The organism is Mesorhizobium sp. M1163 (assembly GCF_040318415.1).
Lineage (GTDB): Bacteria > Pseudomonadota > Alphaproteobacteria > Rhizobiales > Rhizobiaceae > Mesorhizobium.
This window is the reverse complement of the sequence record NZ_JAMYMF010000005.1, coordinates 163,418-184,382: the sequence shown is the minus strand read 5'-3', so window position 1 is coordinate 184,382 and position 20,965 is coordinate 163,418. Positions and strand designations below refer to the sequence as shown.

Sequence of the window (20,965 nt, the reverse complement as noted above, 5' to 3'; positions counted from 1 at the left end):
CGGTCGGCTCAGCTGCCGAGGATCGCGCCTTTGATCTGGGCGATGTTGTTGTGCATCAGGTCGATATAGGTCGCGGCCGGGCCGTCGGGCTGTGAGAGCGCATCGGAATAGAGCGTGCCGCCCACCTTGATGCCGGTCTCGCTGGCGATCTGCTCGATCAGCCGCGGATTGGTGATGTTCTCGACGAAGATCGCCGCCGCCTTGTCCTGTTTCACCTGGCTGACCAGCTTGGCGACGTCGGCGGCGGAGGGCTCCGACTCGGTCGACACGCCTTCCGGGGCCAGGAACGTCAAGCCGTAGGCCTGCTCGAAATAGCCGAAGGCATCATGCGAGGTGATGACGACGCGCTTCTCTTGCGGGATCGACTGGATCGCTGCCTGTACCTCGCCCTCGAGCGCATCGAGCTTTTGCGTATAGGCGGCTGCATTGGCCTTGTAGCTGTCGCAACCCGCAGCGTCGGCCGTGCAGAAGGCGTCGGCGATGTTCTTCACATAGATCTTGGCATTGGCGATCGACTGGAAGGCGTGCGGATCGGTTGCCGTCTCACCATCGGCGTGGGCGTCGGCCTCGGCGAATTCGGGCTTGAAATTGATCGGCGTGACGCCCTTGGTCAGCACGGCGACGGTCGCCTTGGTTGCGCTGGCGTCGACCAGGCGCTGCAGAAAACCTTCGAAATGCAGGCCGTTGACCAGCACGATGTCGGCCTTGGCCATCGCCACCGCATCGGCTGGGCTCGGCTCGTAGACATGCGCATCCCCGTTCGGCCCGACGATGGTGGTCAGATCGATCCGGTCGCCGCCGACATTCTTGGCGAAGTCTCCGATGATGGTGAAACTGGCGACCACTTTCAACGGCTCCGCGAAAGCCGAAGATGCGCCAAAGGCGGTTAATGTTATAACGCTCACGGCCAAAGCGGCGCGGATCGATTTCAGCATGGACAAGTCTCCTTCGTTGGGATCAGGCAGTTCTGTGGCGGTGATGGATGATGCGGGCGCGCAGGATGCCGCGCGTCCCGAACAGGATCGAGGCGAAATAGACGACGCCGGCGGACAGGATGATGGCCGGGCCGGAGGGCAGCGACGCATGATAGGACAACAGCAGCCCGGCAATGCAAGAGGCAAAGCCGATCACTGTCGCCAGCACGCACATCGGCTCGACGCGCATGGTCCAGAAGCGAGCGGCTGCCGCCGGCAGCATCATCAGCCCGACCGACAGCAAGGTGCCGAGCGCCTGGAAGCCGCCGACGAGGTTGAGCACGACGAGGCCGAGGAAGATGAAATGCACCGGGCTGCCCAGCCGGCTGACCGAGCGCAGGAACAATGGGTCGAGGCATTCGGCGACCAGCGCTCGCCAGAAGATGGCGAGGCTGACCAGCGTCACCACGACGATGCCGCCGATCAGCGTCAGCGCCTCGTTGTTGAGCGCCAGCACGGTGCCGAAAAGCACATGCATGAGATCGACGCTGGAGCCGCGGATCGACACCATAAGCACGCCGATCGCCAGCGAAATCAGATAGAAGGCCGCCATCGAGGCGTCCTCGCGCTGGATGGTGAAGCGCGAGACGGCGCCGGCGCCGAGCGCCACGATGATGCCGGCGATCAGTCCGCCGATGGTCATCGGCAGGATCTCCAGGCCATAAAACAGGAAGCCGGCGGCAGCACCCGGCAGGATGGCATGGGCCATGGCGTCGCCGGACAGGCTCATGCGCCGCAGCATCAGGAACACGCCGACCGGGCAGGCGCCGAGCGACAGCATCATCGAACCGGCGAGCGCCCGCTGCATGAAGGCGTAGTCGGCAAACGGGGCGACGAAAAGACCGTAAAGCACGTCCATCATGCCGCCCTCGGCCCGGAGCCGTGATGATGGTCATGGCTATGCTCGTGGCTGCTGTGATCGTGCACACTGTGATCATGCTCACCAGGCTCGCACCATGGCGCGTTGTCCTCCCAGGCTTCGTGGAAGCGGCGCGCGCGCAACAAATTCTCCGGCCGCAGCGTCTCTCTGGTCTCGCCCCAGGCGACCGGCTGGCGCGCCAGGAGCAGTGTTTCGGGGAAATTCTGCCGCACTAGGTCGAGATCGTGGACGACCACCATGATCGTACGCTCCTCGCCATGCCAGCGCTTGATCAGTGCGATCAGGTCGCCGACGGTCTTCGTGTCGACGGCATTGAACGGCTCATCGAGCAGGATGAGCTCGGCATCCTGCAACAGCACGCGGGCAAACAGCGTGCGCTGCAGCTGGCCGCCCGACAACGTGTCGATCGGCCGCTTCTCGAAACCGCCGAGGCCGACGGCCATCAGCGCCTTGCTGACCGAGTCGCGATCTTCCCTGGTATAGCGGCCGAGCATGCCACGCCGCGGCCACAGGCCAAGCGAAACCAGGTCGACGACCCGGGCCGGAAAGGAGCGGTCGAGCTCGGACTGCTGCGGCAGGTAGGCGGCGCGCACGCCGGGCGCCCGGATCACCGCGCCGGCCATCGGCTTCAGGACGCCAACGATGCCCTTCATCAGCGTCGACTTGCCGGAGCCGTTGGCGCCGACGACCGCCGTCAAGGACCCCTTGCGGATCGTACCATTGAGGTGGTGGATCGCAGGATGGCTGTTATAGCCCAGCGTCAGGTCGCGGAAGGTCAGGCAGGTTTGGCTCATGTGACGATCCATGGGGCGACGATCGGTGCTGCAGGGGCGGATTCGATATGTGATGTTATTACATTAGTCAACAAGCCAATCGGGCGGAATTGCGGCCGGGCCGTCATGTTGTCCGCTTTGGCTTGGCTCAAGAGGTTCCGCTCGAGCGGCCTTGCTCGAAGCCAGCAGCGATCCTAAACAGGCGCAGCCGACAAGAGAAAGCCGGACAAGAGAAGGAATATCCAATGAGCATTCGTCGCATCGATGTGGGCCCGCGCATGAGCCAGATCGTGATCCACGGCAACACCGTCTATCTGGCCGGTCAGGTCGGCAAGCCGGGTGGAAACGTCGGCGCCCAGACAAAAGACATTCTGGCGGCGATCGACGAATTGCTGGCCAAGGCCGGCACCGACAAGACCAAGATCCTGCAGGCGATCATCTGGCTGGCCGACATGAGCACCTTTGCCGAGATGAACGCCGAGTGGGACAAATGGGTACCGCAGGGCAACACGCCGGCCCGCGCCACCGGCGAGGCCAAGCTTGCCGGACCGGAATATCTGGTCGAGATCATTGTCACCGCGGCGATTTGAGCAGCTCCGTAGGTTCCCCCTCATCCGGCCGCTTCGCGGCCACCTTCTCCCCGAGGGAGAAGAGACTGGCGCTGGCACCAGCGATCTCCTCTCCCCTCGGGGAGAGGTCGGATTGCCCCGAATGCTCTTCGCAATTCGGTCGGCAATCCGGGTGAGGGGGTCTGACCCTCAGTTGAAATGCTCACCCCTGCGACGGCGTGAACCGCGCCACCAGCGTGTGGCTCTCGGCCGCGTAGGTGAACCGGACATGGGTGACGGGGTGCTCGGCGCTCCATGTTCGCCGCTCGATCACCAGGCACGGCGCGCCGGTCGCGATGTCGAGAGCCGCCGCGATATGCTTGTCGGCTGCAACCGCGCGGATGCGATGCTCGGCCGCACTCCATGGCACACGGCCGATCAGCCACGGACCGGGCGCCGTGTCGAAAAACGCCTCTTCGGCGGCCTCCGGCACGGCAGCCAGGTTGATCAGCCGCTGCTCGTGGGCGAACGGCCGGTTGCCGGCGAAATGCCGGCATTCCAGCGCCAGCACCGGCCCGGCGACGTCGAGTTCCAGCAGGGCGCGATCGTCGGCACTGCTGCGCCTTCTGCTTCCCGCCACGCGCTCGTAGCGGTAGGGCAGGCCAAGTGCCTCGACCTCGATTCGGATGTCGTGGATTTCGAGAACGGCCGCCTGCGATTGCGGCCGGCGGACAAAACTGCCGGAGCGACGCCGGCGCTCGATCAGCCCGGCCTTGGCCAATTGCGACAGCGCCTTGTTCACCGTCATGCGCGAACATCTGTATTCTTCCGTCAGTTCATGCTCGAACGGAATGCGGTGGCCGGGCGCCCAGGCGCCGGACAGGATCCGTTCGCTGATGTCCGACAGGATGCGCCGGTGTAGCGAAAGGGCCTCGCCGCCGTCCGCGCTTCCAGAATCCGCGCTTATCGCCTCGATCATGCTCATGCCGAAAGCGCCGTCATCACCTTGCGGAAGCGCTCGGCAATGGCATCGCGTCTTGCATGCCTGCCGTCGCTGACCAGTTTCCTGCCATGCACCCAGACGCAATCGATCTTGGTGCCGTTGGCAAAAATCCAGGCGTCGAGGATCGCATCACCTGCCTTGCCCGCCAACGATGGATGCTTGCCGTCGAGCGAGACGAGATCGGCCGAGGCACCGGCAGTGATCCGCGAGGCGCCGGCGCCCAGCGCGGAACTGCCACCCTCGAGCGCCGCATCGAACAACGCGCGACCGGTCGATCCGCCGGCCACCGCCAGCACGTTGCGGGCGCGGTGGGCGAGGCGCTGCGAATATTCGAGCTGGCGCAACTCGTCGGGCAGGCCGATCAGCACGTTGGAATCCGAGCCGATGCCGAAGCGGCCGCCATGCTGCATAAAAAGGGGCGCGGCAAAGGTGCCGTCGCCGAGATTGGCCTCGGTGATCGGGCAGAGGCCGGCAACGGCGCCGCTTTTCGCCATATCGGTCGTCTCGGTGTCGGTCATGTGGGTGGCGTGGATGAGGCACCAGCGCTGGTCGACCTTGGCATTGGCAAGCAGCCATTCGACCGGCCGCGCCCCGGACCAGGCAAGGCAGTCCTCGACCTCCTTCATCTGCTCGGCGATGTGGATGTGGATCGGCCCCTCCGGCGCCATCGCCGTGATGTTTTCCAGTTCCTCGGGTGCCACGGCACGCAGGCTGTGTGGGGCCACGCCGACGACAGCCTGAGTCGACGCGCGAAGGGATTCGCGGCTTTTCTCAACAAGCCGCGAGAACTGGTTCACATCGTTGATGAATCGCCGCTGGCCTTCATTTGGCGCAGCGCGGTTGAAAGAGGAATGCGCGTAGAAGACGGGCAGCAAAGTCAGCCCGATGCCTGTCTCGGACGCTGCGGCAACGATGCGCTCCGCAATCTCGGCGATATTGGCATAGGGCCGCCCGTCGCGGTCGTGGTGTAAATAGTGAAACTCGCCGACGCGCGAGAACCCGGCCTCCAGCATCTCGACATAGAGTTGCGCCGCGACCGCCTCGACCTGGTCCGGCGTCATCGACAGCGCGAAACGATACATCACCTCGCGCCAGCTCCAGAAACTGTCGGCGGAAGGGCCGCGCAATTCGGCAAGGCCGGCCATGCCGCGCTGGAAGGCATGGCTGTGCAGGTTCGGCATGCCGGACAAAAGGATAGAATGGCGCTCGTCGCCAGGCAGAGGCGAGGTATCCGCCTCGACCGTTGCGATCTTGCCGTCGGAGACTACGATCCGCACATCGCTGCGCCAGCCGTCGGGCAGAAGTGCCTGTTCCGCAAAAATCGCCGTCACGTCTTTCTCCAAATCCCGGTTGGCCATGTGATGATAGCGCTTGCAGTGCCTTTTGATATGTATATACATAATAACTCCCGATTGAAACGGAAAAGATGATGGCTGGAGAGAGCAAAAACCGGGCACGGGAGCTTCGCCTCTGGCGCAATGCGCGCCTCGCGACCATGGCTGATAGCAGCGCCGGGTTAGGCGTCGTCGAGCACGGTGCAATCGCCGTGCGCAACGGCCGGATCGTCTATGCCGGGTCGGAAGCCGACATGCCGGCAGCGCTCCGCCCCAGAGCACTTGGCAAAGACGCCGAGGCGACCGACTGCGAAGGCCGCTGGATCACGCCTGGCCTGATCGACTGCCACACCCATCTGGTCCATGCCGGCAACCGTGCCAATGAATTCGAGATGCGGCTGGCCGGCGCCACCTATGAGGAGGTCGCCAAGGCCGGCGGCGGCATCGTTTCCTCGGTCAAGGCACTGCGCGCCGCGAGCGAGGACGAGCTGGTCGCCCAGTCGCTGCCACGCCTCGACGCGCTGATCGCCGAAGGCGTCACCACCGTCGAGATCAAATCCGGCTACGGTCTCGACCTCGAAAACGAGAAGAAGTCGCTGCGCGCCGCGCGACGGCTGGGCGGTGAGCGGCCGGTGACGGTCAGAACCACTCTCCTCGGCGCTCATGCGCTGCCGCCCGAAGCAAAAGGCGACAAGGACGCCTTTATCGATCTTGTCGCCAACGAGATTTTGCCGGCCGTCGCTGCCGAGGGCCTGGCCGATGCCGTCGACGGCTTTTGCGAAGGCATCGCCTTTTGGCCGGAGCAGATTTCTCGCGTGTTCGATGCGGCCAAGGCGGCGGGCCTGCCGGTCAAGCTTCATGCGGACCAGCTGTCCAATCTGCACGGCGCGGAACTTGCGGCACGCTATGGTGCGCTATCGGCCGATCACCTCGAATATACCGACGAGGCGGGCGCGGCGGCGATGGCGAAGGCAGGAACCGTGGCGACCATCCTGCCCGGCGCCTACTACTTCATCCGCGAGACCAAGAAGCCGCCGATCGCCCTGTTTCGCCAGCATGGCGTCAGGATGGCCGTTGCCACCGATAACAATCCCGGCACCTCGCCGCTGACCTCGCTGCTGCTGACCATGAACATGGCGGCGACATTGTTCGGCCTGACCGTCGATGAATGCCTTGCCGGCGTCACGCGCGAGGCTGCCCGCGCGCTCGGGTTGCTTGGACAGACCGGTACGCTGGAGGTCGGAAAATCCGCCGATCTGGCGATCTGGGACGTCGAACGCCCGGCCGAACTCGTCTACCGCATTGGCTTCAACCCGCTGCATGCCCGCATCTGGAGGGGACAATGACCGAACTCAAGCTCAGGCCAGGCAATGCCAAGCTGGCCGATTGGCGCGCCATCTATCGCGGCGCCGCACTGAGGCTCGACGATGCCTGCCGGCCGAAGATCAAGGCCAGCGCCGAGGCCGTCGCCAGGATCGTTGCCAAGGGCGAGCCGGTCTACGGCATCAACACCGGCTTCGGCAAGCTGGCCAGCGTGCGCATCCCCGCCGCCGACCTCGAGACGCTGCAGCGAAACATCGTGCTGTCGCATGCCGCCGGCGTCGGCGAGCCGATGCCGCTGGCAATTTGCCGGCTGATGATGGCGCTGAAGCTGGCCAGCCTGGCCCAGGGCGCCTCCGGCGTGCGGCCGCGGACGATCGAGCTGCTCGAGGCGATGCTGGCCAACGACGTTATCCCCGTGGTGCCGGCGCAAGGCTCGGTCGGCGCTTCCGGCGACCTCGCGCCGCTGTCGCACATGACCGCGGTGATGATCGGTGTCGGCGAATGCTTTACCCCGCATGGCCGCTTCCCGGCCAAGGTCGCCTTTGTCTCGCACGGCCTGGAGCCGGTGATATTGGGCGCCAAGGAAGGCCTTGCGCTGCTCAACGGTACGCAGTTTTCGACCGCCTATGCGCTGGCGGCTTTGTTCGAGGCGGAAGTGCTCTATCAGTCAGCGCTGGTCGCCGGCGCGTTGTCGACCGATGCCGCCAAGGGCTCCGACGCGCCGTTCGATCCACGCATCCATCTGCTCAGGAAACATCGCGGCCAGATCGAGACGGCCGAGGCGTTGCGTAATTTGATGGCCGGCAGCGCCATCCGTGAATCGCACCGCGTCGGCGACGAGCGCGTGCAGGACCCATACTGCCTGCGCTGCCAGCCGCAGGTGATGGGCGCAGCACTCAGCGTGCTGCGTCAGGCCGCCGATACGCTCGGCACCGAGGCCAATGGCGTCACCGACAATCCGCTGATCTTTGCCGAGGACGACACAGCGCTTTCTGGCGGAAATTTCCACGCCGAGCCGGTGGCCTTCGCCGCCGACATGATCGCGCTCGCCGTCTGCGAGATCGGCTCGCTGTCGGAACGGCGCATCGCCATGCTGGTCGACCCGGCGCTGTCGGGCATGCCGGCCTTTCTGACGCCCAAGCCGGGTCTGAATTCCGGTTTCATGATCCCGCAAGTGACAGCCGCGGCGCTCGTCTCGGAAAACAAACAAAAAGCGTATCCGGCCAGCGTCGATTCGATCCCGACCTCGGCCAACCAGGAAGACCACGTCTCGATGGCGGCACATGGCGCGCGCCGGCTCATCGGCATGGTCGAGAATGCGACGGCCGTCATCGGCATCGAATTGCTGGCCGCGGCGCAAGGCTGCGATTTCCATGCCCCGCTGGCCTCGAGCGCGGCACTGGAGGCGGTGCGCCGGCTGGTCAGGGCAGAGGTGCCGCATCTCGACAACGACCGGCACTTCCATCCCGACATGGAGAAGGCCATCGCCATGGTACGCAGCGGCGCGGCGGTGGAAGCGGCAAGCGCGGTAAAGCTGCCGGGAGTGACGTCGTGAGACTATACGCCGCCACAGGTCGGACGTTGGCGAAACCCTCGACGCCAGCTGATCTCCCCCCAAGTGGGGGAGATGTCCGGCAGGACAGAGGGCGGCGCTGTCCCGCCAACCTCAGCCCGGCAATACCGAAATTTTCAAAGTCAAAAACAAAAAACCCGCCTCGAGGGCGGGTCGTCGGTGACAATCATCACCATACCCATATTAGTAGCATAGCTGCCGGCACAAAGCAAGAACAAAATACGACACGGCCGGCAAAAAGCGAGGTCGGTGTTCACGGACAATTGCAAGGTCGCGTTCTGCCGCGCCCCCCTCTGCCCTGCCGGGCATCTCCCCCACGAGTGGGGAGATTGGCCGTTACACTGGCTTTCGCCAATCTCCAACGTTGCAGGACTGAGCGAGGCGCCGCAGCTGCCAATCTCCCCCCCTGTGGGGGAGATGCCCGGCAGGGCAGAGGGGGGCGCCGTAGAGCTCCAACGCGCGGAGACTTCTCATGACTTGGCTCACCGTCACCCGAGGCACGGCACCCCTGCTGGTTTCGATCCCGCATACCGGCATCGATCTGGCCGGCCTCGACAACCGACTTATCTCGCCCTGGCTCGGCCGCCGTGACGCCGACTGGTGGATCGACAAGCTTTATGATTTCGCCGAGAGCCTTGGCGCGACGGTGGTGCATACGGCGATCTCGCGCACCGTCATCGACGTCAACCGCGATCCGTCTGGCGTTTCGCTCTATCCCGGCCAGACGACGACTGGGCTCTGCCCGACCGAGACCTTCGACGGCGATCCGCTCTACCGCGAAGGCGAGGAGCCGGGGCCGTCTGAGATCGACGAACGCCGCGAAAAATTCTTCGTGCCCTATCATGCCGCGTTGCAGGCCGAGATCGACAGGCTGCGCGCTTTGCACGGGAAGATCGTCGTCTATGACTGCCACTCGATCCGTTCGGTGCTGCCGCGCCTGTTCGAAGGCAAATTGCCGGTCTTCAATCTCGGCACCAATGACGGCAAGAGCGCCGATCCGGCGTTGCAGGAGAAAGTCACGCAGATTGTCGCAGAAACCGGCGAGAGCTTTGTCGTCAACGGCCGCTTCAAGGGCGGCTGGATCACGCGTCATTTCGGCCAGCCGCAAGCCGGCGTCCACGCGCTGCAGATGGAGCTCTCCAACCGTGGCTATCTGCGCGAGCCCGAAGGCAAGGGCGAACCGGATAACTGGCCGGTGCCTTACGACGCCGAATTCGCAGCGCCGATCCGCGTCACGCTGAGAAAGATCCTGGAAACGGCGATCGCCTGGGCTGAACGCTGACGCACGGCGCACCTCACTCGAAAGGGACAATCATGACCGATCCTCGCCACAATATCCGTGAAGTGCGCAGCCCGCGCGGCAGCGAGCTCAACGCCCGCACCTGGCTGACGGAAGCGCCGTTGCGCATGCTGATGAACAATCTCGATCCGGACGTCGCCGAAAATCCCAACGAACTGGTCGTCTATGGCGGCATCGGCCGGGCGGCGCGCACCTGGAACGATTTCGACCGCATCGTTGCCTCGCTGAAGACGCTTGCCGACGACGAGACGCTGCTGGTGCAATCCGGCAAGCCGGTCGGCGTGTTCCGCACCCATGCCGATGCGCCGCGCGTGCTGATCGCCAATTCGAACCTCGTGCCGCACTGGGCGACATGGGAGAAGTTCAACGAGCTCGATAGAAAAGGCCTTATGATGTACGGCCAGATGACGGCCGGCTCATGGATCTACATCGGCACGCAAGGCATCGTGCAGGGCACCTACGAGACCTTCGTCGAGGCAGGCCGTCAGCACTATGGCGGCAATCTCAAAGGCAAATGGATCCTGACCGGCGGCCTCGGCGGCATGGGCGGTGCCCAGCCGCTCGCCGCGGTCATGGCCGGCGCCTGCTGCCTGGCGGTCGAATGCGATCCCGACCGCATCGATTTCCGGCTGCGCACCCGCTATGTCGATGAGCGCGCCGACACCCTCGACGAGGCGCTGGAGAAGATCGAGCGCTGGACCACAGCCGGTGAGGCGAAATCGGTCGGCCTGGTCGGCAACACCGCCGACATCGTGCCGGAACTGGTGCGGCGCGGCGTACGCCCCGACATCGTCACCGACCAGACCTCGGCGCATGACCCGCTCCACGGCTATCTGCCCAAGGGCTGGTCGCTGGCCGAATGGCGCGAGAAGCGCACCAGCGACCCGAAGGCGGTCGAAAAGGCTGCCCGCGCGTCGATGCGCGAGCATGTCGAGGCGATGGTGGCGTTCTGGAACGCCGGCGTGCCGACGCTCGACTACGGCAACAACATCCGCCAGGTGGCGAAGGAGGAGGGGTTTGAGAATGCCTTTGCCTTCCCGGGTTTCGTGCCGGCTTATATCCGTCCGCTGTTTTGCCGCGGCATCGGCCCGTTCCGCTGGGCAGCACTTTCCGGCGATCCCGAGGATATCTACAGAACCGACGCCAAGGTGCGCGAGCTGACTCCTGGTAACACCCATCTGCACAACTGGCTCGACATGGCGCGTGAGCGCATCGCCTTCCAAGGGTTGCCGGCCCGCATCTGCTGGGTTGGCCTTGGCGACCGCCACCGGCTCGGCCTCGCCTTCAACGAGATGGTCGCCAGCGGCGAACTGAAGGCACCGGTGGTCATCGGCCGCGACCACCTCGATTCCGGCTCGGTCGCCTCGCCGAACCGCGAGACGGAGGCGATGAAGGACGGCTCCGATGCCGTCTCCGACTGGCCGCTGCTCAACGCCTTGCTCAACACCGCGTCCGGTGCCACCTGGGTGTCGCTGCACCATGGCGGCGGCGTCGGCATGGGCTTTTCGCAGCATGCCGGCATGGTTATCGTCGCCGACGGCACGCGTGAGGCGGCCAAGCGCCTTGAGCGGGTTCTGTGGAACGATCCGGCGACGGGCGTCATGCGTCACGCCGACGCCGGCTACGACATCGCGATCGAGTGCGCCAGGGAGAACCAGCTCAACCTGCCCGGCATATTGGGCTGAGCCGCGCCTTGCGCATCCTTCGGGCCTCGGAATACCGGTCGATGCCGTGGAAGAACGGCGGCGGCGTGACGACGGAGATTGCCGTCTCGCCGGCAGGTGCTGGGCTCGACGATTTCGACTGGCGCGTCTCGATGGCGCTGGTCGAGGGCGGCGGCCCGTTTTCCGGCTTTCCCGGCGTCGACCGGACTTTGGCCTTGCTGGAAGGCGAGGGCATGGTCCTCGATATCGCCGGCCGGCCGCCGGTCGAAATCACCAAGGCTTCCGCACCGCTTGCCTTTCCGGCCGACGTGCCAACGCAAGCGACGCTGATCGCCGGTCCGATCACCGACCTCAACGTCATGACCCGCCGGACCCGGGCGATCCACCAGATCGAGCGCCTGTTGATTTCGGCTCCGACGAAAATCCGGTTTGGAGCCGATGAAACACTCATCCTGTCCCTCGACGGCGAGCTTAGGGTGGCCGGCGCCGCGCCCGTGCAACTGGGGCCGCTCGATGCGCTGTTGCTCGGGCCGCAAGCGCCGGAACTGCGCCTTGATCCCGTCCGGCCGGCGATGCTGTTCGTGATCCGCATCGATCGCATTGCCGGCAACGATTAACGCCTGTTTCCAAACATGATCGAGACGCCGGTCAAATATTGCGTAAGCTGGTCCCTGCATCACGAAAAAGCCTGAATCTTCCGCCGATCAGAAGCCGAAACGATGCTCGGAGGCGCTCGCCTGGAAGTTGTCGAAAGACGACACCTTGTCGTGGTGCGGAAACAAACATTCGGCCAAGTGTTGCGATGCAACCAATTGCATTTGGACCGGTTTTAGGGACATTGCCGTGGCGGTGACGCCGCACTGCGTCCCCAACACGGAACCTTAGATGAATATCCAGACCAATCTCGCACAGATCGAAAAGACGAGCGCCAGCTTCCCGGCTGTCACCGACGAGCCGATACGCTCCCATTTCCTGACGGAAGATCGGCTGCGCGCGTTGGGCGCAGCCCTTGCCAATGGCGATGCCAAGGATTTGTTCGGGCTGACGCCTTTCGATTTTCAGGCGCGCATCCGCGACAGCGCCAGGAAGATTCTCGATGTCTACCGTTCCACCAACGCTGCCCAGGCGAGGGGCGAAACGATCACGCCCGCGGCACAGTGGCTGCTCGACAACAACTACCTGGTCGAGGAGACCATTTTCCAGGTCAAGCGCGACCTGCCGCGCCGCTTCTATCGCCAGTTGCCGACGCTGAAACTGTCCGACGGATCCAGCGTGCCGCGCGCGTTGGCGGTCGCATGGACCTATGTCGCGCATTCCGACAGTTCCGTCTCGTCGGCCATGTTCAAGGCGATCGTCGAAGGCTTCCAGTCCGTCGAGCCGCTGAAGATCGGCGAACTATGGGCGCTGCCGTCGCTGCTGCGCTTTGTCCTGATCGAGAATCTTCGCCGGATCGCGGTGCGCGTCAATCGCACGCGGGAGTTGCGCCAGATCGCCAACGAGGTCGCCGACCGTGTGCTGGCGACGGACGACAGCGCCGACCGGCAGACGATACTTTCCGGCTACAGCGCCCATGCGCAGGACACCACCTTCGCAACCCAGTTGCTCTACCGGCTGCGCGACGGCTCGCAAAATGCCGGCAGGGCGCTGGAATGGCTGGAGGGCGAGCTGGAAAGGACGGGCTCCGACGCCGAGGAAATCATCCTCAGCGAGCACCGCACGCTGTCCAGCGGCAATGTGACCACCGGCAACATCATCCGCGGCCTGCGCCTCATCAATGACATCGACTGGACGGTGTGGTTCGAGGGCGTCAGCCGCATCGACACTTTGCTGCGCGAGCGCACCGATTTCGCGGCGCTCGATTTCTTTTCGCGCGACCAATACCGGACTGCGATCGAGGAGCTGGCACGCCGTTCCGATCTTTCCGAATTTCGCGTTGCCGAACGGGCGATTGAACTCGCCGGCCATGCTGCCGATGCGCCGGGCTCCGAAACCGGTCCGATCGCTCACACCGACGTCGGCTTCTTTCTGGTCGGTCCGCGCCGGATGGAACTGGAGCGGTCGATCGGCTACCGGCCTACCATCGGCAAGACGATCAACCGGACGTTCCGCAAGACCGGATGGCTGGGCATCGTCGTGCCGGTGTTTGCGCTGACGGTCCTGCTTCTGGTCGTCTCCGGCAATGCGCTCGCCAATCTCGGCCTGTCAGTGCCGTCGATCGTCCTGATGCTGGCCCTGTTCGCGGTGCCGGCCAGCGAAGGCGCGCTCGCATTCTTCAACACCGTCGTCTCGCTGTTTTTGAAGCCGACGCGTCTCATCGGCTATGATTTCAGGCATGGTGTACCGCCCGAGGCACGGACGCTGGTGGTGGTGCCGTCGCTGATCGGCTCGCGCGACGACGTCGAGGAGAACATCCGCAACATCGAAGTGCATCACCTCGCCAACACGGCGGGCGAGATCCATTTCGCGCTGCTTTCCGACTGGCCGGACTCGAAGACCGAGATCGATACGGCGGATGTCGAAATCCTCGAATTCGCCCGCGCCGAAATCGCCCGACTGAACGCCCGCTATCCCTCGGATGGCGCGCCGCGCTTTTATCTGCTGCATCGGCGCCGGCTCTACAACGCCTCGCAAGGCGTCTGGATGGGCTGGGAGCGCAAGCGCGGCAAGCTGCACGAATTGAACCTCTTGCTGCGCGGCGACAGCGACACCACCTTCCTGCCGTTGGAAGTGCCCTTGCCGGAGAGCGTCGTCCACGTCATGACGCTGGACGCCGACACCCGCACAACCCGCGACGCCGTCGCCGCGCTGGCCGGCAAGCTTTGCCACCCGCTCAACCGTCCGCATTTCGACGCGGCCCGGCGCGAAGTCACGGCAGGCTATTCTATCCTGCAGCCGCGCATCACCGCGTCGCTGACCAGTGGCGACGAGGCGTCGTTCTTCCAGCGTGTCTTTTCCGCCAATCGCGGGCTCGACCCGTACGTCTTTGCCGTGTCGGACCTCTACCAGGACATCTTCGGCGACGGTTCCTTCACCGGCAAGGGTCTCTACCATGTCGACGCCTTCGAGGCGGCGCTGAAGGGCCGCATCGAGGAAAACACCATCCTCAGCCACGATCTGCTCGAAGGCGCGCTGGCGCGATCGGCCTTGGTCACCGACGTCGAACTGGTCGAGGATTATCCGACCCGCTATTCGGTCGACGCATCGCGCCACCATCGCTGGGCACGCGGCGACTGGCAGCTTCTGGGCTTCATCCTCGGCCCGCGCTCAAACGTGCCGGCGCTGTCGCGTTGGAAGATGGTGGACAATCTGCGCCGCTCGGTGACGCCGATCTTCTGGGTGATGGCCGCGATCGCCGGCTGGACGCTGCTGCCATTCACGCAGGCGGCGCAATGGCAGGCGCTGCTGATCCTCACGCTGTTCATGGCGCCCACTTTCGACATCGTCAACGCCATCCTGCCGAAGAGCGGCGACCAGACGCCGCGCGGCCATTTCTCGGCATTGGCGCGCGACGTTGCCTTCGGTACCGCCTTGGTGGCGCTGAAGATCGTGCTGATGGCGCATCTTGCCTGGATGATGGGCGACGCGATCATCCGCACGCTCTACCGCCTGTTCGTCAGCCGCCAGAACCTGCTCGAATGGCGCACCGCCTCGCAGGCACACAAGGGCGGCGACAACGATCTCGGCTCCTATTACAGCATCATGTACGGCGCGGTGATCATCGGCGTCGTCGGCCTCGCTGTGCCGGTGCTGGCCGATTCCACCGGCGCCTTCGTCGCCTTCTTCTTTGCCTTGTTCTGGATCGGCTCGCCCGCCATCGCCTGCTGGATCAGCCGTTCGGCCGAAACCGAGGATCGCCTGCGCATATCGGCCGCCGATATCCACGCGCTGCGCACCGTGGCGCGGCGAACGTGGCACTATTTCGAGACCTTCGTGACGGCCGAGCATCACCATCTGCCGCCGGACAATTTCCAGGAAAGCCCGGCCCCCGTGGTGGCGCCCCGCACCTCGCCGACCAATATCGGCGTCTACCTGCTGTCCGTGATTTCGGCACGCGATTTCGGCTGGATCAGCCTCTCCGACGCCGTCAACCGCATCGACGCGACCATGTCGACCATCGAGAGCATGCCGCGCGATCGCGGCCATCTCTTCAACTGGTACGACACCACGACGTTGAAGCCGCTCTATCCGCTGTACATTTCTGCCGTCGACAGCGGCAATCTCGCCGGCCATCTGGTGGCCGTGGCCGCTGCCTGCGCCGAATGGGCGGAAGCGCCGTCGGTGCATGTGCAGGGCGACTTCGAAGGCATCCTCGACACCGTCACCATCCTCGACGAAAGCCTTGAGGAGTTGCCCGACGACCGCCGTCAATTGCGGCCCTTGCGCCAGCGGCTCGCCGACCGTCTCGACGGCATGCGGCGGGCGGTGGAATTGATCAAGGCGCAGCCGGAGATGGCGTCGATCCGCACTATCAACCTGGCCGTCCTGGCCGGCGAGATACGCAAGCTCGCGACAGCCATCCACACCGAGGCCGCATCGACCCAGAGCGACACCATCGCCGATTGGGCGGCCAGGCTCGAAGCCACCTGCGAGGCGCATGTCCACGACGCGCACAGCGACGAAAACGCCGTCGCGGCATTGCGGGCTAAGCTTCTGACCTTGCGCGAGCGCACGCGCCGTTTCGCCTTCGAGATGGATTTCTCGTTCCTGATGCGGCCCGAACGCAAGCTCTTGTCGATCGGTTACCGGGTCGAAGAGCATCAGCTCGACGAAAGCTGCTACGACCTTTTGGCCTCCGAAGCGCGGCTGACCAGCCTGTTCGCCATCGCCAAGGGCGATTTGCCGACCGAGCACTGGTTCCGGCTCGGCCGGCCGATCGTCGAGATCGGCTTCCAGGGCGCGCTGATGTCCTGGTCCGGCTCGATGTTCGAGTATCTGATGCCGCCGCTGGTGATGAAGGAGCCGCAAGGCAGCATTCTCAACCAGACCAGCAAGCTCATCATCAAGCGCCAGATCCAGTATGGCCGGTCGAAGAACGTTCCCTGGGGGATTTCGGAAGCGGCCTACAACGCCCGCGACCGCGAACTGACCTATCAGTACACCAATTTCGGCGTGCCCGGGCTCGGGCTGAAGCGCGGCCTTGGCCAAAACACGGTGATCGCGCCCTACGCGACCGTGCTGGCAGCGCAGTTCACGCCGCATGAATCCGTGCAGAACCTGGCCAGGCTGAGGCGGCTGGGCGCACTGGGCCGGCATGGCTTTTACGACGCGGTGGATTTCACGCCGCAGCGCGTCCCCGAGGGCACCGACCACGCCGTCGTGCTGAACTACATGGCCCACCACTCGGGCATGTCGATCGCCGCCGTTGCCGATGCGATCTTCGAAGGGCGCCTGCGCGACCGCTTCCACAGCGATCCGGTGATCGAATCGGCCGAATTGCTGCTGCAGGAAAGGGCGCCGCGCGACATCCCGACGGCGACCGTCAGGACCGAGGCCGACGAGCGCTCGAAGGACGAGACCGAACTCGAGAGCCCGGATACGCGTATCGTGCTCGATCCGCTCAGGGCGCTGCGCTCGACCAGTGTCATGTCCAACGGCCGCTACTCGGTCATGGCCACCGCCACCGGCTCGGGCTACAGCCGCTGGGGCGAACTTGCCGTCACGCGCTGGCAGCCGGATCCGACCGAGGACCGCCTTGGTTCCTACATTTTCCTGCGCGACGCCAGCAATGGCGACTGGTGGTCGGCCACCGCCGAGCCGAAGCGCGCCACCGACGAGCGTGTGCAGACGCTGTTTTCCGACGATAAGGCGAGCTTCGTCAAATCGATTGGGTCGCTGCGTTCGGAGGTCGAGTGCATCGTCATCTCGGAAGGCAATGGCGAGGGCCGGCGGGTAACGCTCTACAATGACGGCGCCGCCGACCGGCACATCGAAGTGACTTCGTATGCCGAACTGGTGCTGGGCTCCGAGCCCTCGGACAATGCGCATCCGGCCTTTTCGAAGATGTTCGTGGAAACCGAGATTGCACCGAACAACGGCGCGATTTTCGCCACCAGGCGCAAGCGCGAAAAGGACGAACCCGATGTCACCATGGTGCATTTCGTCACCGATCCGTCTGGATCGGCGCGTGATGCCGAGGCGGAAACCGACAGGCGCACCTTCATCGGCCGCGGCCGCACCATCACGGACGCGGCTGCCTTTGATCCCGGCGCCAAGCTTGGCGGCCATTCCGGCTTCACCCTGGATCCGATCGCCTCGCTTCGCCGGCAGGTGCGCGTGCCGGCCAACAAGAAGATTTCGCTGACGTTCTGGACCGTCGTCGGCGCCGATCGCGCCGAATTGGATGCCGCTATCGCACGGCTCGACCATCCCGAAAGCTTCTCCCGCCAGGCGATGCTCGCCTGGACGCGCTCGCAGGTGCAGACCCGTCACCTCGGCCTCAGCCTGTCCGACGCCGCCAATGTGCAGAAGCTGGCGCGCTACCTGATCTATCCCGATCCGTTCCTGCGCCTGCCCGGCGAATCCATCGCCTCCGGGCTCGGCAGGCAGTCCAGCCTGTGGCCGACCAGCATATCTGGCGATTTTCCGATTTTCCTGGTCAGGATCGCCGATGTCGCCGATCTGGAGATCGTCGCCCAGGCGCTTCGCTTCCAGGAATACATGCGCGCCCGCGGCATGATGATCGATTTTGTCGTCGTCAACGAGCAGGCTTCGTCATACGTGCAGGACTTGCAGCGCGCGGTCGAGACGCTGTGCGAAAACAGCCGGTTGCGCGGCAAGGAGCTCGGACCTCGCCAGCACATCTTCGCGGTGCGCCGCGACCTGATGGAGGAAACGACCTACAGGACCTTGCTCGCCGTCGCCCGGGTGGTGCTGCATACGCGTAACGGCACCATCTTCGACCAGATCGAGCGCGCCGAGGCCGCGGCACTGCAGGCGCGAGACGCCGCCCTCCAGCCGGCGGAGCTTGCAGCGCTTCGCGAGCCGTCCTTGCCGGTGCCGACGGCGCAAGCGTTTGCCGCCCAGGCACTGATCGAGGCCCGCGTCGACGGCAGCGGGCTCGACCAATGGAACGGTTTCGGCGGCTTCGACGGCGGCGGACGCCACTACGTCGTGCGTCTTGCCGGCCGGCGCACGACGCCGCAACCGTGGATCAACGTCATCTCCAACCCATCGTTCGGGTTCCACATATCGGCTGAAGGCGCTGCCTTCACCTGGAGCCGCAACAGCCGCGACTATCAGTTGACGCCGTGGTCGAACGATCCGGTCACCAACCGGCCGGGCGAGGGCATCTATATCTACGATCATGCCAGTGGCAAAGCGTTCTCGCCGCTGGCTGCCGTGGTGCGTGACCCGACAATGACTTACGAAACCTGGCACGGGCAGGGTTTTTCGACGTTCCGTTCAAAACGCGGGCCGCTGTCGATGGACCTGACCCATGTCGTCGATCCCGTCGATCCGGTGAAGATATCGCGGCTGCGCATCCAGAATTCGGGTTCGGCGCCGATGCGGCTACGCGTCTACGCCTATGCTGAATGGGTTCTTGGCGGCCATCGTTCGCGCACCGCGGCAAGCATCGTTCCGTCCCGGGATGCCGCGACCGGCGCTCTGCTGGCGCAAAATCCCTATGGGCTCGATTTTGGCGAACGGATCGCCTTTCTGGCCGCCGACGGTGCGGTGCATTCCGTCACCGCCGACCGCGGCGAATTCATCGGCAGGCTGGGCACCAGCGAGCTTCCGCATGCCGTGCTGAGCGGCGCCGGCCTGTCGGGCCGTGTCGAGGCCGGCGACGATCCCTGCGCGGCCATCGCACGCGACATCGACATCGCTGCCGGTGGCGACGTCACGCTGCTCTGGCTGCTCGGCGACGCGGCCTCGCCCGAGGAGGCCAGCGCGCTGGTGCAGACCCATCGCTCCAGGGATTTCGATCAGCGGCTGGCCGACAATGAGCGCACGTGGCGCGGCTTTCTCGACACCATCCAGGTCGAGACGCCGGACAAGGCACTCGACGCCATGGTCAATCACTGGCTGCCCTATCAGAGCCTGGCCTGCCGCATCCGTGCCCGCTCTGCGTTCTATCAGGCAAGCGGTGCCTTCGGCTTCCGCGATCAACTGCAGGACACCTTGGCCTTGCTGGCGCATGACCCCAAGCTGGCGCGTGATCAGATCCTCAATGCGGCGCGGCGGCAATTTCCCGAAGGCGACGTGCAGCATTGGTGGCTGCCGCGCACAGAGGCAGGCGTTCGCACCATGATCTCGGACGACGTGGTCTGGCTGGCCCACGCCACGGCGCGCTACCTGCTGGTGACGGGCGATACCGCGATCCTGAAGGAGCAATTGCCCTTCATCGAGGGGCAGGCGCTGGGCGAAGGCGAGCACGATGCTTTCTTCATCCCGGAAATCTCGAAGAAGACAGCCTCGCTCTATGACCATTGCGCGCGGGCGCTCGATCTTGCCGTCAAGCGCAGCAGCCCAGCCGGGCTGCCGCTGATCCTCGGCGGCGACTGGAACGACGGCATGAACCGCGTCGGCGAGCACGGCAAGGGCGAGAGCGTGTGGCTGGGCTGGTTCCTGCTGAAGACGCTGGGCGACTTTGCCGCTGTCGCCAAGGCGCAGAGCGATGCCAAGCGCGCGCAGGCCTGGACAAAGCACGCCGAGATGCTGAAGCGGGCGCTGGAAAGCACCGCCTGGGATGGCGAGTGGTATCGGCGCGGCAGCTTCGACGACGGCACGCCGCTCGGCTCGCGCAAATCGGACGAGTGCAAGATCGACTCGATCGCCCAGTCCTGGAGCGTGCTTTCGGGCGAGGGCGACCCGGCGCGGTCGACGACGGCAATGGGGCAGGCGCTGAAAACGCTCGTCGACGACGAGCTCAAGATCGTCAAGCTGTTCACCCCGCCGTTCTCGAGGACGGAAAAGGACCCGGGCTACATCAAGAGCTATCCGCCGGGGGTCCGTGAAAACGGCGGCCAATACACGCACGCGGCGACATGGTTCGTCATTGCGCTCGCCGAGATGGGTCGCACCGACGATGCCTACCGTTGCCTTTCGATGCTCAATCCGGTCAACCATGCACTCGATGAAGCCGCGGCAGAGCGCTACCGGGTGGAACCCTACGTCGTCGCGGCCGACGTTTATTCCGGGCAGGACAAGGGCGGCCGCGGCGGCTGGACCTGGTATACCGGTTCGGCGGGCTGGCTTTATCGCGCGGCGGTCGAGAGCATTCTCGGCATCGAGCGTCGCGGACAGCGCATTCAATTCACGCCGAGACTTCCCAGCCATTGGGACGGTTATTCGGCGACCCTGAAGATGCTGGGCGCCGAGATCAAGGTATGCGTCGTCCGCGACAAAAAGGCTCGGGCCATCTCACTTGAAGTGAATGGCACGAAGACCAAATCTTCGTCCTTCGAGCCAAAAGCCGGAGACAACGCCGAGGTGATCGTCAGAATACCGGCCTAGATTCAAGGGCTTGGAGCGTCCCTTGCGCTTCCCCAGGGAACGCACGGGCACTCCAAGTGCCTCTACCGGTTATATTTGCGTTTGACCTTGCTGAATGCCTGCACACGACTTTAGACGTCGTGCCCGGGGTCTTGCTG

12 protein-coding genes are annotated in these 20,965 nt (G+C 64.7%); 7 read left to right on the top strand and 5 right to left on the bottom strand.

Translation table 11 applies throughout. The features are described 5' to 3' along the window. Positions 1 to 8 precede the first annotated feature (8 nt). The 3 genes from aztC to aztA are packed head-to-tail and all read right to left on the bottom strand — an operon-like array spanning position 9 to position 2,648. Positions 9 to 935 carry a zinc ABC transporter substrate-binding protein AztC gene (gene aztC, locus NKH43_RS07410; protein WP_352857271.1) on the bottom strand — a complete coding sequence of 309 codons (927 nt, stop codon included), beginning with the start codon at positions 933 to 935 and terminating at the stop codon, positions 9 to 11. A gap of 22 nt (positions 936 to 957) precedes the next feature. Then, positions 958 to 1,833: a zinc ABC transporter permease AztB gene (gene aztB / locus NKH43_RS07405; RefSeq protein ID WP_352857310.1), complete on the bottom strand. Its 876-nt coding sequence runs from the start codon at positions 1,831 to 1,833 to the stop codon at positions 958 to 960. Then, positions 1,833 to 2,648: a zinc ABC transporter ATP-binding protein AztA gene (aztA, locus tag NKH43_RS07400; RefSeq protein ID WP_352481273.1), complete on the bottom strand. Its 816-nt coding sequence runs from the start codon at positions 2,646 to 2,648 to the stop codon at positions 1,833 to 1,835. Before aztA ends, aztB begins: the two co-directional genes overlap by 1 nt. A 224-nt stretch (positions 2,649 to 2,872) precedes the next feature. Between aztA and NKH43_RS07395 the strand changes: the two genes are divergently transcribed. Further along, entirely contained in the window at positions 2,873 to 3,217 is a 345-nt protein-coding gene (locus NKH43_RS07395; RefSeq protein WP_352481272.1) for a RidA family protein, read from the top strand. Between the two features lie 181 nt (positions 3,218 to 3,398). Here NKH43_RS07395 and hutC read toward each other — a convergent pair whose 3' ends face one another. Continuing rightward, positions 3,399 to 4,160 (bottom strand): histidine utilization transcriptional repressor HutC, encoded by a 762-nt coding sequence (hutC, locus tag NKH43_RS07390; protein ID WP_352481271.1) that lies wholly within the window; start codon positions 4,158 to 4,160, stop codon positions 3,399 to 3,401. Then, on the bottom strand, positions 4,157 to 5,509 hold the full coding sequence (locus NKH43_RS07385) for a formimidoylglutamate deiminase (RefSeq protein WP_352481270.1): 1,353 nt from the start codon (positions 5,507 to 5,509) through the stop codon (positions 4,157 to 4,159). Before NKH43_RS07385 ends, hutC begins: the two co-directional genes overlap by 4 nt. Before the next feature lie 98 nt (positions 5,510 to 5,607). Between NKH43_RS07385 and hutI the strand changes: the two genes are divergently transcribed. The 6 genes from hutI (at position 5,608) to NKH43_RS07355 (ending at position 20,828) form a co-directional block, all read left to right on the top strand. Then, positions 5,608 to 6,858, top strand: coding sequence for an imidazolonepropionase (hutI, locus tag NKH43_RS07380; protein WP_352857269.1), 1,251 nt, complete (start codon positions 5,608 to 5,610; stop codon positions 6,856 to 6,858). After that, positions 6,855 to 8,390: a histidine ammonia-lyase gene (gene hutH, locus NKH43_RS07375; protein WP_352495270.1), complete on the top strand. Its 1,536-nt coding sequence runs from the start codon at positions 6,855 to 6,857 to the stop codon at positions 8,388 to 8,390. The genes hutI and hutH overlap by 4 nt, the downstream gene beginning before the upstream one ends. 490 nt (positions 8,391 to 8,880) lie before the next feature. Then, complete coding sequence (hutG, locus tag NKH43_RS07370) at positions 8,881 to 9,690, top strand: N-formylglutamate deformylase (RefSeq protein WP_352481267.1); 810 nt, start codon at positions 8,881 to 8,883, stop codon at positions 9,688 to 9,690. A 32-nt stretch (positions 9,691 to 9,722) separates the two neighbouring features. Then, complete coding sequence (gene hutU / locus NKH43_RS07365) at positions 9,723 to 11,393, top strand: urocanate hydratase (RefSeq protein WP_352857266.1); 1,671 nt, start codon at positions 9,723 to 9,725, stop codon at positions 11,391 to 11,393. Positions 11,394 to 11,401: 8 nt separating this feature from the next. Further along, positions 11,402 to 11,989 (top strand): HutD/Ves family protein, encoded by a 588-nt coding sequence (locus NKH43_RS07360; protein WP_023717208.1) that lies wholly within the window; start codon positions 11,402 to 11,404, stop codon positions 11,987 to 11,989. Positions 11,990 to 12,257: 268 nt separating this feature from the next. Beyond that, complete coding sequence (locus tag NKH43_RS07355) at positions 12,258 to 20,828, top strand: glycoside hydrolase family 94 protein (RefSeq protein ID WP_352857264.1); 8,571 nt, start codon at positions 12,258 to 12,260, stop codon at positions 20,826 to 20,828. Positions 20,829 to 20,965 lie beyond the last annotated feature (137 nt).